Annotated in this window: 6 protein-coding genes; 3 read left to right on the top strand and 3 right to left on the bottom strand. The window is 70.3% G+C overall.

Annotated features, from left to right (window positions below):
• Positions 1–8 precede the first annotated feature (8 nt).
• On the top strand, positions 9–7,667 hold the full coding sequence (locus tag AB0C03_RS27790; RefSeq protein WP_357639858.1) for a SpvB/TcaC N-terminal domain-containing protein: 7,659 nt from the start codon (positions 9–11) through the stop codon (positions 7,665–7,667).
• A gap of 196 nt (positions 7,668–7,863) precedes the next feature.
• Here AB0C03_RS27790 and AB0C03_RS27785 read toward each other — a convergent pair whose 3' ends face one another.
• Complete coding sequence (locus AB0C03_RS27785) at positions 7,864–8,376, bottom strand: hypothetical protein (protein ID WP_357639855.1); 513 nt, start codon at positions 8,374–8,376, stop codon at positions 7,864–7,866.
• A 506-nt stretch (positions 8,377–8,882) separates the two neighbouring features.
• Here AB0C03_RS27785 and AB0C03_RS27780 point away from each other — a divergent pair.
• Entirely contained in the window at positions 8,883–10,637 is a 1,755-nt protein-coding gene (locus AB0C03_RS27780) for a family 43 glycosylhydrolase (protein ID WP_357639852.1), read from the top strand.
• A 99-nt stretch (positions 10,638–10,736) separates the two neighbouring features.
• On the opposite strand, the gene AB0C03_RS27775 is transcribed toward AB0C03_RS27780, so the two are convergent.
• Together AB0C03_RS27775 and AB0C03_RS27770 are read right to left on the bottom strand one after the other, a co-directional pair.
• A complete protein-coding gene (locus tag AB0C03_RS27775; protein ID WP_357639849.1) occupies positions 10,737–13,595 on the bottom strand; it encodes an immunoglobulin-like domain-containing protein in 2,859 nt (952 codons plus the stop codon).
• A gap of 310 nt (positions 13,596–13,905) precedes the next feature.
• Complete coding sequence (locus AB0C03_RS27770) at positions 13,906–14,580, bottom strand: TetR/AcrR family transcriptional regulator (protein WP_036411170.1); 675 nt, start codon at positions 14,578–14,580, stop codon at positions 13,906–13,908.
• Between the two features lie 51 nt (positions 14,581–14,631).
• Here AB0C03_RS27770 and AB0C03_RS27765 point away from each other — a divergent pair, with 51 nt between their 5' ends.
• Positions 14,632–15,561: an NADP-dependent oxidoreductase gene (locus AB0C03_RS27765; protein WP_357639846.1), complete on the top strand. Its 930-nt coding sequence runs from the start codon at positions 14,632–14,634 to the stop codon at positions 15,559–15,561.
• Positions 15,562–15,692: the final 131 nt, after the last annotated feature.

Here is a 15,692-nt window from a genome sequence, read left to right as displayed (position 1 = left end):
GGGGAGTGGTGACGACCAGCTATCCGGTCGGCGGCGGATCGTGGGGGCCGGGGCCCGGCTCCCGGTGGCGCGGCTCCGCCGACCCGACCGGCGCGGGCGCTCCCGACGCGGCGGGTGGGGCGTTCGGGCCGGGCGGGCCGACGGCCGACGCGGCCGGCACCGGCACGCCGCCGGCCGGTCAGGGCGCGGCCGGGCCAGGGCTCGGCGGACCGGCGATCAGCCTGCCCACCGGCGGCGGCGCGATCCGGGCCATCGGCGAGACGTTCGCCGCCCACCCGGTCACCGGGACCGGCGGCATGTCGGTGCCCATCCCGGTCAGCGGCAGCCGGTCCGGGTTCCAACCCGACCTGACGCTCAGCTACGACTCGGGCGCCGGGAACGGCCCGTTCGGCCTCGGCTGGCAGCTGCCCGTGCCGGCCATCAGCCGGCGCACCGACCGCGGCCTGCCCCGCTACGACGACACCGACACCTTCCTGCTGTCCGGCGAGGACGACCTCATCCCGGTGCCCGGCGGCACCCCGGTCGCCGGGCACACGGTGCAGCGGTTCCGGCCGAGGACCGAGGGGGCGTTCGCCCGGATCGAGCGGTGGACCCGGGACTCCGACGGTGACGTGCACTGGCGCACAGTGTCCGGAGCGAACCTGCTGGCCGTGTACGGCCGCGACGGCGACTCCCGAATCGGCCGGGGCGCGAAGGTGCACACCTGGCTGCTCTGCGAGACCCGGGACGACCGGGGCAACGCCATCACCTACACCTACAAGGCCGAGGACGCCGTCGGCCTGGACCTGGACCGGCCGCACGAACGGCACCGCACCGACCGGCACACCAACCGCTACCTCAAGTCGGTGCGCTACGGCAACGCGATGCCGCTGCTGGACGCCGACGGTCGACGCCCGGTGGACCTGACGCCGGCCCAGATCGCCGACGCCGGCTGGTTGTTCGAGGTGGTGTTCGACTACGGCGAGCACGACCCGGACGCCCCGCGCCCGGCTGACACCGGGGACTGGACCTGCCGGCCGGACCCGTTCTCCACCTATCGCCCGGGATTCGAGGTCCGCACCTACCGGCTGTGCCGCCGGATCCTGATGTTCCACCACTTCCCTGACGAGCCGGAGGTGGGCGCGGACTGCCTGGTCCGCGCGGTGGGGCTGGAATACGCCACCGGGCCGGTGCTGTCCACCCTGGTCGAGGTGACGCAGCGCGGCTACTCCCCGGCCGACGACGGCGGGCACACCAGCGCCGCACTTCCCCCGGTGACCTTCGAGTACACCCCGGCCACCATCGCACCGACCACCCGGGAACTGGACCGGGACAGCCTGGCGAACCTGCCGGCCGGCGTGGACGGGCGGACCGAGCTGTGGGTGGACCTGGACGGGGAAGGACTCGCCGGGGTGCTGACCGGGCACGAGGGTGCCCTCTACTACCGACCGAATCTCGGCGCCGGCCGGATCGGCCCGGTCGCCGCGCTGCCCACCGTGCCGTCGCTGACCGACCTGGCCGGCGGACGCCAGCAACTGGTCGACGTGAACGGGGACGGGCGGATCGAGCTGGTCCAACTCGGCACCGTCCCGGCGGGCTTCGTCCGCCGCACCGACGACGCCGGCTGGTCCGATCTGCAACCGTTCCGCGAGCTGCCCGCCGTCGACTGGGCCAGCCCCGACCTGCTGCTGCTGGACCTCACCGGGGACGGCCGGCCCGACCTGCTGCTCACCGGGGACACCGTGCTGACGTGGCACGAGTCGCTGGCCGAGGTGGGGTACGGCCCGGCACGACCCGCGCTCTGGCCCGCCGACGAGGATCGTGGCCCACGGCTGCTGCGCTCCGACGACCGGCAGAGCGTCTTCCTCGCCGACATGTCCGGCGACGGCCTCACCGACCTGGTCCGGGTCCGCGACGGATCCGTCTGCTACTGGCCCAACGTCGGCTACGGCCGATTCGGCGCCAAGGTCGAGATGGACGGCGCCCCGTGGTTCACCGGGCAGGACGAGTTCGACCCCGCCCGGGTGCTCCTCACCGACGTGGACGGCACCGGCATGATGGACCTGTGCTACCTGGGCCGACGGGAGATCCGGCTCTGGTACAACCAGTCCGGTAACAGCTGGTCCGCCCCCGTCGACCTGCCCGACCTGCCGCATGTCACGCCCGACTCGACGGTGACGGTGACCGACCTGCTGGGCACCGGCACCGGCTGCCTGGTCTGGTCGTCGCCGCTGCCCGGCGACGCCACCGGTCCGGTGCGTTACCTGGACCTGGCCGCCGACGGCAAGCCCCACCTGCTCACCCGGGTGGTGAACAACCTGGGCGGCGAAACCATCATCCGGTACGCCGCTTCCACCGCCTTCCAACTGGCCGACCGGCGAAACGGCCAACCGTGGGTCACCCGGCTGCCGTTCCCGGTGCAGGTCGTCGAGCAGGTGGAACAGGTCGACCGGATCGCCGGGACCCGGCTGGTCACCGGCTACCGCTACCACCACGGGCACTACGACGGCGACGAGCGGGAGTTCGCCGGCTTCGGCATGGTCGAGCAGATCGACGGCGAGTCGTTCGTGGACCACGTGCTGGGCGTCGAGGCGGTCGACGGGAATCAGGACACCTCGCCCGAGCTGTTCCAGCCACCGGTCACCACGAAGACCTGGTACCACACCGGCGCCCCGGTCGACCTGTCCGCCGAGTGGTACGCCGGCCGGCACCTGCCCACTGTGGAGCTGCCGGTCGGAGTCTCCGCCGCGGAGCTGCGGGAGAGCCGGCGGGCGCTGCGCGGCCTGCCGCTGCGGCAGGAGGTGTACTCGTACGACGGCAGTGCCGCGCAGGAACACCCGTACGGGGTGGTCGAGCAGACGTACGAGGTGCAGCGGCTGGACGCGCGGGTGTTCGTCGCCGTCGAACGGGAGGCGGTCAGCCTCTCCTACGACCGGGAGCCGGATGAGCCCCGGATCAGCCACCGGCTCAACCTGGTCCTCGGCCCGTACGGCACCGTCGTGCAGGCCGCCGCGGTGGTCTACGGCCGCACCACTCCCGACCCGGACCTGCCCGCCGAGGTGACCGTCGAGCAGCGGCGCCGTCACGTCACGTACGGCGAGCAGAGCTACACCCCGGACATCGACGAAACGATGCCCGTGCCGGCGTACCGGCTCCGCACCGCGTACGAGGCGGTCGGCCACGAACTGACCGGGCTGGCCCCGGCCGGCCCGCTGTTCACCCGGGCCGAACTGCTCGCCGGATTCGCCGCGGCCACCCCCATCGGGTACGAGGTGGTGGCCGACGGGGTCAGCGCGCAGCGGCGGTTGCTGTCCCGGTCACAGGTGCGGTTCCGGGACAACGCGTTGGCGCCGCTGCCGGCCGGGCAGTGGGACAGCCTGGGGCTGGGACACCAGACGTACCAGCTCGCCTTCACCCCGGCCGCGCTGGCTGCCGGCTACGGCACGGCAGTCACCGGCGCGGACCTGGCCGCCGCCGGATACGTGCAGCTCGACGGTGGCCCGGACTGGTGGATTCCCTCGGGCGAGCTGCGCTATCCCGCCGACCCGGCCGCGCACTTCTACCTGTCCAACGGGGCCCGGGACGCGCTCGGCCTGGCGACGGCGGTCACCTTCGACGACTACCACCTGCTCACCGAGCGGGTGACCATCGACCAGGCGGCCTGGTCGGTCACCACCGCCGTCAACGACTACCGGGTGCTGGGCCCGAGCCTCGTCACCGACCCGAACGGGCAGCGCCGCGCGGTGCGCTACGACGAGCTGGGCCGGGTGGTGGCCTCGGCGCTGCTCGGCCGGCCCGGCGCCGGGGACGGTGACACGCTCGACGATCCGACGTTGACGTTCACCTACGACCCGTTCAACTGGATGGTCAACGGCCAGCCCGCGTACAGCCGGGGCCTGCACCGGGAACGGCACGGCCCGACCAACACGCGCTGGCTGGAGAGCTACGAGTACAGCACCGGCACCGGTGGGGTGGCGATCACCAAGTCGCGGGTGCATCCCGGCAGGGCCCTCGAGGTGGGGGAGGACGGGGTGGCCGTCGAGGTGGACGCCGACCCACGCTGGGTCGGCACCGGCCGCACGGTGGTCAACAACAAGGGCAACCCGGTGAAGCGGTACCAGCCCTACTTCAGCACCACCCACGAGTACGAGGACGCGGCGGCGCTGCGCGAGATCGGCGCCACCGCGATCCGCTACTACGACCCGCTGGGTCGGGCCGTGCTGACCCGGTATCCGGACGGAACCCTCAGCCGGGTCGAGTCCACTGCCTGGTCGCACCGGTTGTTCGACGCCAACGACACGGTGCTCGACAGCCAGTGGTACGCCGAGCGGGGCAGCCCTGCCGTCTCCGATCCGGAACCGGCCGACCCGGCCGTCCGCGCCGCGTGGCTCGCCGCCGCGCACGCCGACACGCCGTCCGTTGTCCACTTCGACAGCCTGGGTCGGGCCGTCTACTCGGTGGCCGACCGGGGAGCCGGCCAGCGCTTCGGCGTACGCACCACCGGAGACCTCACCGGCCGGTCCTCGGACGGGTACGACGCGCTGGGCCGGCACATCGCCAGCGCGGCCACCGCCATGCACGGCGCGGGGGTGCGCTCGTGGAGCGCGGAGAAGGGCGAGCGGTGGGTGTTCCAGGATGTGCTCGGTGGGGTGCGCCGGATCTGGGACGAGCACGGTCGGACGTTCCGCACCACGTACGACGCCCTGCACCGGCCGGTGGGCGTGTACGTCCGGGAGTCCGCCGGCGCGGAGCGCTGCGTGCAGTACGTGGTCTTCGGCGACCGGCACCCGGACGCGGCGACGCTGGGCCTGCACGGCGTGCCCTACCTGGTGTTCGACCAGGCGGGCCAGGTGCGGGTCCCCGCTGTCGACTTCAAGGGCAACCCGCGGCGGGCCGAACGCAGGCTCGCCACCGATGACGTCGCCGGCCCGGACTGGTCGCCGGTTGCCGCCGCGCCCGACCACGCGGCGCTGCTGGCCGCCGCGGCGCCGCTGCTGGAGAGCGAGGTCTTCGGCACCGCCGCCGAGTACGACGCGCTCAACCGTCCGACACTGGTCACCCTGCCCGACGCCACCGAGCTACGACCGACCTACCTTGAGGGCGGCATGCTCGGCCGGCTGACCGCGCGGCTGCGTGGCCAGGGCGCGGAGGTGGAGTTCCTGTCCGAGCAGGACTACGACGCGCTGGGCCGGCGGCGGTTCGCCCGGCACGGCAACGGCCTGGTCACCGAATACTTCTACGACCCGATGACGTTCCGGTTGGAACGGCTGCTCACCGCCGGGGTACGCGACCTGCGCTACACGTACGACCCGGTGGGCAACGTGACCCGGGTGGCCGAGCCGGGCGCGCCCACCTTCTTCGGCAACGCGGCGGTGCCGGCCGCCAGCGACTACGCGTACGACCCGCTCTACCAGCTGATCCGGGCGAGCGGGCGGGAGCTGGCCGGGGCGCCGAACGACGCGATCCGCGACCACACCGACGTGCCGCCGGCCGGCAGCCTCACCGATGCCGGCGCGGTACGCGCCTACACCGAGGAGTACGAGTACGACCCGCTCGGCAACCTCACCGTGCTCCGGCACCGGTTCCGGACGCAGGCCGGGGTGGGTGCCGGCTGGACCCGGCACCACCGGTACGCGTACCAGGACGACCCGGCCGACGCCACGAACCGACTGGCCGCCACGAGCGTCCCCGGTGACCCCGACGACGGCCCCTACTCGGCCGGGTACGCGCACGACGCCGTCGGCAACCTGACCGTCATGCCGCACCTGCCGGCGCTGGAGTGGAACGTCCGCGACCAGCTCAGCCGGGTCGACCTCGGCGGCGGCGGTGAGGCCCGGTTCGTCTACGCGGCGAGCGGGCAGCGGCTGCGCAAGATCGTGGACCGGCCGGGCAGCGTCCAACTGGAATGGATCTTCCTGGGCGCGGTCATCGTGTTCCGGCGGCGCAACCGGGTCACCGGCACCCTCCAGCACGAGCGCTGGACCACCACGATCGCCGACGACACCGGCCCGGTCGCCCAGGTGGACGTCAAGACCGTCGACGTCGGCGGCTTCGACCCGGCCAACCCGCTCGGCGTTCCGCTGATCCGCTACCAGCTCACCAACCACCTCGGCTCGGCCGCGCTGGAGACCGACGCGGCCGGGGTGATCATCTCCTACGAGGAGTACCACCCGTACGGCACTACCGCCTACCGGTACGGCCGGCCGGGCGTCGACCTCAGCCTGAAGCGGTACCGCTTCGGCGGGCACGAGGCGGACGACGAGACCGGCTTCTGCTATGCCGGGGCGCGGTACTACGTGCCGTGGTTGGGCCGGTGGGCGAGCACCGACCCGGGTGGCTTCGTCGACGGGGGCAACCTGTTCCGGTACTGCCGCAACAATCCGGTCGGGATGGCCGATCCGTCCGGATTCCGACCCGCCACCGTCATCGGGCCGGAAACCCACGACATCTCCATTTCGGAGCCGCACTTCACCGGGTCCGAGAACCCCACGGTGGAGGACTTCCGCCGCTATCTCAGCAGCCACGGCGCGACGCTCGATCCACGGATCAACAACAGCAACTCGGTCATCTACTACCAGCCCAACGTCACCCTCAACCTGGAGGGGGGCACCTGGTCCGAGCACCCGGGCGGCACCTGGGTGCTGCACGCCGTACTTCCGCCTCCCGCGCCGCCGCGACCGAGGCCGACGCCGCCGCCTCCGCCGCCGGAGCCGCCACCGGCCGAGCCGCCACCACCCGCACCGGAGCCGCCACCCGAACCGCCGCCGGCCGCGCCGCCGGCCGACTCCGGCGGCGCGGCCCCGGCCGCACCCGGCGTCACCGGTGGCGCCGCCGCGCACACCGCGCCCGCAGCCGAGAAGTTCATCTGGAACTTCAAGTTCAAGGGCGGCCGGGGAACGTTCCGCGGCAACATCCTCGAATGGCTGTACGGCATGCCGTGGCGCGACAACACGGCGGACTTCGACCTGGAGACCGCGACCACCGTCAAGCAGATCAAGTCGACCGACGTGTACGGCAGGGCCGGTGACATCGCCCGGGAGGCGACCCGGGACGCGGACGCCGCGATCCAGGCCAACCCGAGCGGCACCATGGCCGGCAAGCGGTCTCAGGCCGTCATCATCACCGAGACCGACGCGCCGGCCAGCGTGGGAAACGCGATCCGCACGGCGACCAACCCGGGACGGGGACGGAAGATCCCGGCCACCGCCACGGCGCCGGAGCACGTGCGCGGACTGCCGGGCCGGACCGGCATGGCCGGCAAGGGGCTCAGCGTCCTCGGGTTCGGCCTGTCGGCGTTCGCCCTGTGGGGCGACTACCAGCAGGGCGACTGGGAGATGGGCGTCGGTGACGCGCTCGGCGCGGTCGGCGGTGGCCTGGAGTTGTACGCCATCGCCGTGCCGGGTGCCACGGTCGCCACCGTCAGCGCGATGACCGCTGGACTGGTGATCGGTGGCATCGGTCTGGCCGCCGTCTCGTACGTCAGCATGAACCGGGCGGCCGAGGCTGGCGACACCCCGGGGGTGGTGGCCGGCGCCGTCGGCATCGGCGCGGGTCTGGCCATCGCCGCTGGTGCCATCGGCGTCGCGGCCGGCAGCGTGGTGATCGCCCCGGTCGTGCTCGCGGTCGGCATCGTCGCCGCCATCGGTGTGGGGATCTTCCACGCCGGCCGCTACTTCGACTGGTGGTGACCGACGGCGCATACCGGCACGCGAGCGGTCGAGGGTCTACGCCCGGAACCGTCGCCTACGGGGCGGCGACGGTTCCGGGCACGACTTCGTGTCCGGCGGGAGTGCAGCCACCCGGCGGCGGCGGTGGCGGTAACGGACGCCGCCGGCCCTCGCGCGCAGACGAGAGGGCCGGGCGGGCAATGGCTCCGGCCTCCAGCTATTTTTCGCAGCGCCCGCTGGCACGCCCTTCGGCGATGACCTTGTCCACGCCCTTGGCGTAGTCCGCCATCGACTCGGCGTCCGGCTGGTAACGCCACTGGCCGTCCACATACCGGACTTCGGACGAGCCGGCCGCGATCGACCGCTTGTAGTTCACGATCGCCGTGTCCGCGCCCTCCAGCCGGGCTGTCGTGATCTCGAAGGTCAGGCCCGTGATGGTCTTGCATTCAGTGTGCAGCCGGGCGTACTCGTCGCGCGAAATCGCCGCCTTGCCCTCACTGGTCCACAGGTCCCACGCGCCCTTCCAGTCTCCAGCGGCGTACGTGTCGAACTCTCGCTGAGCTAGCGCCTTGGCAGCGTCTACCGTCTTCGGCTCGGCAGCAGGCTTCGTCTCAGCGACAGCCGCGCTGCTGGCGCTCGCTGTCGTCTGCTCGGGCTTGGTCTCGGTTCCACACGCGGCGGCAAGCAGGGCGACCCCGACAGCCGCGACAACGATGATGGTCTTACGCACCTTGTGATATCTCCTCAGTGGTAATGGCGATGCCGGTGACGCCAGGGCTGGTGGGGCTGCCGCCGTGAGGGCCGAAACCGTCACCACGCACCCGGGGCCGCCGATGATCATGACAGGTTGCTGCGACAGGTCGTCTCGCGCAGTACGTGGCGCAGGCGTCCGGGGAGATGGAGTCAACCCTCACAACAGCCCAAAGCCATGATCAGTCGAGCCGTGTGGCATTGACGTTCTTGACAGGCTCCAGATAGTACGGTTAACATCACCGAAACCTTGTTAGCGCTAACAGCTGCCCGTCGCTGATCCTCGCTCGCTGGGCGAGACCGAGCCCATGAACGTGCGCGCTGAGCGCCCAGCTGGTCGAGCGGACCCGCCTTCTCCCACCCTTCTTGCCTATTCGAAGGGTGCCTCACACCCAGCAACCGACCACGTGAAGTCGGTTGTCCGAAAAATCGGGCGACGGCCGTTTGTTGTTAGCGTTATCACGACCAGAAGGAAGGTGGGACCTGATGGTTATCGAGAGGGCCGCCGGGAAACGACGTCGAGGGTTGGCGGCAATTGGCCTCGCTCTCCTGGTGGGAATCGGGGTGGGTCAACTGGCACCGATCGTGCCGGCCGCGGCGGAGAAGCCCGTGCCGCCGGCACCGCCGGGCGTCGGACCGCAAACCCCGTCCGCCAAGGTGCCACTGGCCGGTGTCGACATGGCCCAGACGTACGTCAACCCGATCAATTTGCCGGGGATGGCGGTGCGCAACATCGTGGGGACGATGCCACCCACCGACGCGAACGTCGCGAACACGTCGCAGATCCCGGCCAGCTTGAACCTGGAGACGTGGACGGCAGCGTCCGGGCGGACGCTGGCGAGCCGATCCACAGTTGGCTTCAGCAGGATCTCGGAGAACTCCGCCCGCACCGGGGCGGACTGGTCCGCGCTGAACGTCGACGGGACCATCTATCTCTACGCGTCAGGTGCCATGCAGAACGCACCGAACAACAACCGCACCGTCTGGTCCACCACCGACTACCTCACGTGGACGCCCCACCAGATGAACCTGGGCCTGGTCGCGCCGACCGTCGTCCAGCTCGGCGACAAGTTCTACATGGCCGGCAACAACACGCCGGTCTATCAAGCCGACTCGCCCACCGGGCCGTGGACCAGCATGGGCAACTTCCTGCGCCCGACCGGCCAGACCCTGAGCGTCGGCGACGTGCAGTTCTTCCCGGACACCGACGGTCGGCTGTATCTGACGTACAACATCGGCTCACCGATCATGGGCGCCGAACTCGACCCGAACAATCCCCGCCAGCTCATCAGCGACCCGGTCGTGCTCTGGACTTTCGACCCGCGCCAGGAGTGGCAGCACATCGGTGACAACAAGGCCACCTACACACACGGGTACGTGGAGGGTTCGCAGTTGTTCAAGGTGGGGGACACCTACTACCTCTCGGTCGCGTCCGGCGGCACGGAGTTCACCACGTACGCGACCGGCGTGATGACCTCGGACAAACCGCTTTCCGGATTCAAGGTCACCCAGCAGAACCCGATCGGCTACGGGAACAACCACCCGAGTGCGGTGTACCCGAACGCCGGGCACGGCAGCTTCGTCCTCGACAACTCCGGAAACCTGGTGTTCTTCTACACCTATGTCATCGCCTACGAGGAGTTCTTCGAGCGGCGACTGGGCATGGACGTCTGCACCGTGATTCCCGCCGGTCCGAAACGGGGAGCGATCGACTGCGAGTTGTCCAACACGCCGCAACTGGCCCCGGGGAAGAAAATCTCGGGCCGGGACGACGTCGGGCTCTACAACGTGGCCACCAACAGCCAGGCGTACTGGGCAAGCAGCTATGCCCCCGGGCGTAACCCGTACTACGGATCGGACCGTTCCCTCTCCACGTGGTGGGAGCCGGCGGACAGCGACACCGCGCCCACGTACATCAGGGGCTTCGGGACCGTCTTCCACATCTCCGCCGCGCAGATCCAGTGGAAGGAGCTCGGGCGCACGTTCACCAGTGACAACGCCGTGCGGTACACGCTGGAGTACAAGGACATCCCCACCAACACGTGGCGGCCCCTGGTCGACAGGAGCACGAACACCACCGCGTACACGGCTGACTACGTCACCTTCGACCGGGTGCTGACGAACGCGGTCAGGCTGAAGGTCCTGGGTACGACCGAGAACGTCAAGGTCGGCGTCCACGAACTCAACGTGTTCGGCGAGAACTACAACCTGGTCGTCTCGAAGGGCATGATCACTCCGTAGTCCGGTCGCGGGGTCGAGCACGAGGGGAGCGGGCGGGATCCACTGATCCCACCCGCTCCTTCCTGCGCCGCCCTTCAGCGGTGCGGGTTCCTGGGCTGGCTACCGCACCGTCAACTTCTGGTAGTCGCCGGCGTGGGGCTGGTAGGTCGGGTTGCCGGAGTAGGCGACGTGGACCCGGTACGTCCCGCGCCGCAGACCAGCGGTCGGCAACTCGACGACGGCCTTACCGTCCACCAGCGGCACGACCTGCACGGTGCCGCCGAAGGTGACGGTGACCTCGCCGGTCGGGGTCGGAGCGTTCTTCTTGGGCCCGCCCGTCGGCCCCACGCTCACGTTCAGCGTGAACGTGTCCCCGCGGACAACCGACGCCGGCGTGGCCTTCGCGTGGACCTTGACGGCGGCCGTACCGGAAGGCACCTCGAACGACGCCGTACCCTCCGACGCCTTCAGGTAGTCGAAGCCCAGGTATTCGGCCTTGACCGTCCGGGCACCCGCAGGCAGACCCGTCGGCAGCGTGACAGTGGCCGCGCCGTCGCTCAGGTGGGCGAGCGTCGACCACGAGCCGACACTGAGCCGCACCTGACCGCCGGTCTCGAACCCGTCGGCTGCCGTGACGGTCACGGTGGCCGTGGTCGCCTGGGCCCCGCTCGCGTACGGCTGGACGGCCACCTCGGTGGTGGTCGCGACGTCGCTGTTCGGGATCCCGCGGATGTCGTTCCACTCGCGCACGGTCAGCGGGATCACGGTGCCGTGACGCGGACGGACGACACCCGCGTTGGTCATCGTGATCGCCTTGGCGTTCCAGGTCGGCGCCTCGATGTTCTCGTGGCACGCGGCCTGGTACCCACCGCCGTTCGTGTACCGGTCACCCCAGAGGTAGAACTGGCCGGGGCAGGCGGTGTCACCGGGGTTGGCCTTGAAGATGACCGGTCCCTCGTACCCCTGGTTGGCGACCCACGTCGTGCGCCCCAGCGCCGGCGCGACCAACGTCCAGTTGTCGATGTTGCTGTCCAGGAAGTCGGTGTGCTTCTCCGAGAAGATGTCCGAGCCCTGGTTGCCGGCCTCGTTCTTGGTCACGCGGTAGTAGTTGTCGCCGACCCGGATCGCTGTCGTGTCGATCCGTGACAGCGGGGCCGGGTTCTGCCAGACCTGGGGAGCGGAGAACGTCTGGAAGTCCCGCGTCGTGGCGTACCACATCTGCGCGTTGCCCTGACCCGTGCGGTTCACCGGGTCGCTCCACAGCGACTGGGCCCAGAACACGACGTAGGCGCCGATCTCCTCCACCCACAGCGACTCCGGCGCGAAGGCGTTGCCCGCGTTGTCGGGCGCGACCTTCACGTGCCGCTGCGGGGTCCAGTTCACCAGGTCGTGCGACTCGAACACCTCGATGTACTGGGTGTCGTTGATGGCGTACCCGCCCTGGTCGTACCAGTTCAGGTCGGTAGCGATCATGTAGAACGTGTCGCCGTCGGGTGAGCGGACGATGTGCGGGTCACGAAGACCCTGGTCGCCCAGCTGGGAGATGAGTGACGGCCGACCCCCGGTCAGGCCGGTCCAGTCCAGCGCGGTGTTCCCGTTGGATGTCGCGAACATGATCTGCTCGCCGTCGGCGATCCCCTCACCCTTGAAGTACCCCATGAAGTACCGCTCGTACTCCTCGGAGCGCGGCATGGCGACGACGCGCACCGGGAACGACTTCGTCTGCGAGGTCGCGCTCTTGGTGATGGTCGCGGTCAGGGTGGCGGCAACATCCGCACGGCCGAAGGCCGGGCGGGTGACCACACCCGTCGGGGTGACGAGGTCGGTGGTCGACCGCCAGGTGATCGTGGAGCCGAACTCGCCCCTGGCGGCAAGGTCGAGGTTCCCGCGTACGTCGTTGGTGGTGTTCAGGGCCAGGTCGAAGGTGTCACGGTCGACAGCCTGCGCATCGTCGAACTCGGCCTTCACCACGACGGGGATGTCCCGCGTGCCGACCTCCTGGGCGCCCTTGCGGACAGTCGCCGTGAGCGTGGCTGTCGCGTCCGGCTGCCCCTGCGCGGGCCGGGTGATCCTGCCGGTCACCGCCACCTTGCGGGCGCTGGCGACGGCCGGCGGGGTGTGGACCGCGACGACCGACGGGTCGGAGCTCGTCCACGTGATGGTCGAGCCCGCCACGGAGCCCACCTTCGGCAGCGTGATGTCACGGACGATCGAACTGGTCAGGCCAAGATCGATGGCGTCGGTGTCGGCGCGGACTCCGTCGGAGACGGTCCGCTGCGCGAGGGCGAGTGTCTCGTCGAGACTGACCGCCCGGTCGTACACCCGGAAGTCTCGGATCGTCCCGCGGAACGAATAGTGGCCCGACGTCTGCGAGCGACCCAGGAAATTGCAGTTCGTCCCCGCGGCGTTCACCGAGGGCGGCGTGGTCAGGTTCGTCGACGTCGCGTGCAGCACGCCGTCGAGGTAGAGCCTGCCGGTCCAACTCGTACCGGTCGAGTTCAGTGACTGGGTGAAGGTGACGTGCGTCCACGCTCCCTCCAGCATGCGGACCCGGTTCTGCTGGAGGTTCGCCGGACCCACCGCGACGCGGAACCGCTGGGTGTTCGACGCGAAGATCGAGCCCTCGGCGCCGGTGTCAACGTCGCACGAGCCGGACTTGCGACCAAAACCCCACATCTGGTGCTCGCCGACGTTCGCCGGGTCAACCCAGACGTCATAGTCGACGGTGAGGTTGGACATGCCGGCGGTGATGTCGTTCGGCAGCTTCACGTACGCGCCGTCGAGGGCGCTCTCGTAGGAGCCGGGGTTGAACCTGACACCCTCGCCGGTCAAGGTCGCCTTCTCGGGGTTCACCAGCGTGGCGTTCGCCGCCGATCCCGCGCTACCCGAGTTGACCAACGTCGTCCCACTGGTCTCGTCGAGCGCGAAATGGTGCACCAGACCGTCGTCGAGTTGCTCCTCGGCAGCGTGTGCGGGCACCGCCGCGGACGAGACCGAGAGCAGCGCACCCAGTGCCAGGACCGCGACACCTCTACCTCTCCGACTCAACCCGAGACGTGGCCTTCGCTGTCGCAGTCTCAATGGACCCTCCTTGACCGGTGGATGGCTCCCTCTGATGTGGACGGGGGTTGTTAACGCTAACTACGCTGTGCTGCCGGGTCAACGCAGCACGTCGTGGCCCGGCCCCACGGACTGCGTGGTTTGACGGTGGGCGCCCGGGGCGGCCTCACCCAGAGCGACGAGGAGATCCATCCCGCGCCAGAGACGACGACCGAGGCCAGGGCAGTGGCTAACCGGCGGCCAGGCCGCCCTCGTCGCCGGGCTCCGCTGGCCCGCGCGACACCGGTGCGGGGGGCGCCAGCCGCGCCGCAGGCGGCAGCGGTGAGGCATCCGGGCTGGCGCGGAATGCCTGGATGGCGAGCGCGGCGAAGCGCCGGGAGGCGGCGACCCTGGCGGTCGGCGACGGCGCGTGGATACCGCTGTTGGCCATGAGTACGAGGATGACGTCGTCCAGGGCGAAGTCGGGGCGCAGACGGCCGGCTTCCTTGGCCCGGCGGGCCAGCTCGGCGATCGACCGGAGAGCGTATTCGCGGCGCGCGTCGAAATCCACGGCATTGGGAAACGTCGAGATCAAAGCCGCGGTGAAACCCCCATCGCGTGCGTTCAGTTCACACATCTTCTCAATGACAAGACAGAAACCGTGCCACGGATCCGGATCGGCGAGACCTTCGTCGACGACGGCGCGGCAGGCGTACATCTGCTCTGCGAAGGCCTCGGTGACCAACATCTCCTTGGTCGGGAACCTGCGGTACAGGGTGGCCGGCGCCACTCCGGCATGCCGTGCGACCTCCCGCATCGGCACGTCCAGACCCGCAACGGCGAAGACCGCGCGGGCGGCGTCGAGGATGCGCTCCCGGTTGTCCAGCGCGTCGGAGCGAAGGGTGTGAGACAAATGGGCGGTCACTGCTCTCACTTTAGCGAGGCGGACGGCGCAGGCGCGTTAGCGTCCCCGCACATGAGGGCTCTGCAATTTTCCCAGTACGGTCCCGCGAGTGTGCTTGCGGTCTCGGAGGCACCGGAACCGCACGCCGGACCCGGGCAGATCCGGGTGGCGGTTCGGGCTTCGGGTGTCAATCCGGCCGACACATACGTCCGCGCCGGCCGATTCCAGGAATGGATTCCGCTCCGCCTGCCGCACGTGCCAGGCGTCGACGCAGCCGGCGTGGTGGACGAGATCGGTGACGGGGTGACCACGGTCCGGCCAGGCGACGAGGTGTTCGGGATCACAGACTACGCCCAGATGGGCGGAGCGAACGCCGAATACGCCGTCCTGGCCGCGTGGGCACGGAAGCCGGCCGCCCTGAGTTGGGAACAGGCGGGCGGCGCGGCCGGCAACATCGAGACGGCCACCCGCGTGCTCGACCTGCTGGGCGTGCGGGCCGGCACCACGCTGTTGATCGAGGGTGCGGCCGGCGGGGTCGGCACGACGGCGATCCAACTCGCTGTCGCTCGCGGCGCGGCCGTCATCGGCACGGCCAGCGACCGCAACCATGGCTTCCTCGCCTCGCTCGGGGCCATCCCGACCACCTACGGCTCTGGGCTGGCCGGGCGGGTCGACGCGCTGCTGCCCGGCGGAGTGGATGCGGTACTCGACTGTGCCGGCTCCGGCTCGATACCCGACCTGGTCCGGCTGGTCTCCGGCCCGGACAGGGTGGTGAGCATCGCGGACATCAACGCCCCGGCGTACGGCGTTCACCTGTCGCGTGGCTCTGGCCCCGGCGCGGACTCACCGTCTCTCGAAGGGATCGCCGCCGCCGGCGAACTCGCCGAGCGGGGCCGCTTCACGGTGCCGGTCGCAGCCGTCTTCTCCCTGGAGGAAGCGGCCGCCGCCCACGAGCTGAGTGAGTCCCGCCACGCGCGAGGAAAGATCGTGCTGAAGCCGTAGCGCGCCCCACCCGCCGTTGACCCAGTTCGTGGGCTCGGGCTTCGCTCCTGGCCCACGCACTGGGTCACCTGAACGAGGGCGATCCGCTTCGGGTAGGGAGGACCCAGCTGGCGAGGACGTTCGACACCGGC

This window comes from Micromonospora parva (assembly GCF_040649675.1).
GTDB lineage: Bacteria > Actinomycetota > Actinomycetes > Mycobacteriales > Micromonosporaceae > Micromonospora > Micromonospora parva.
This window is presented reverse-complemented; position numbering and strand designations above follow the sequence as displayed.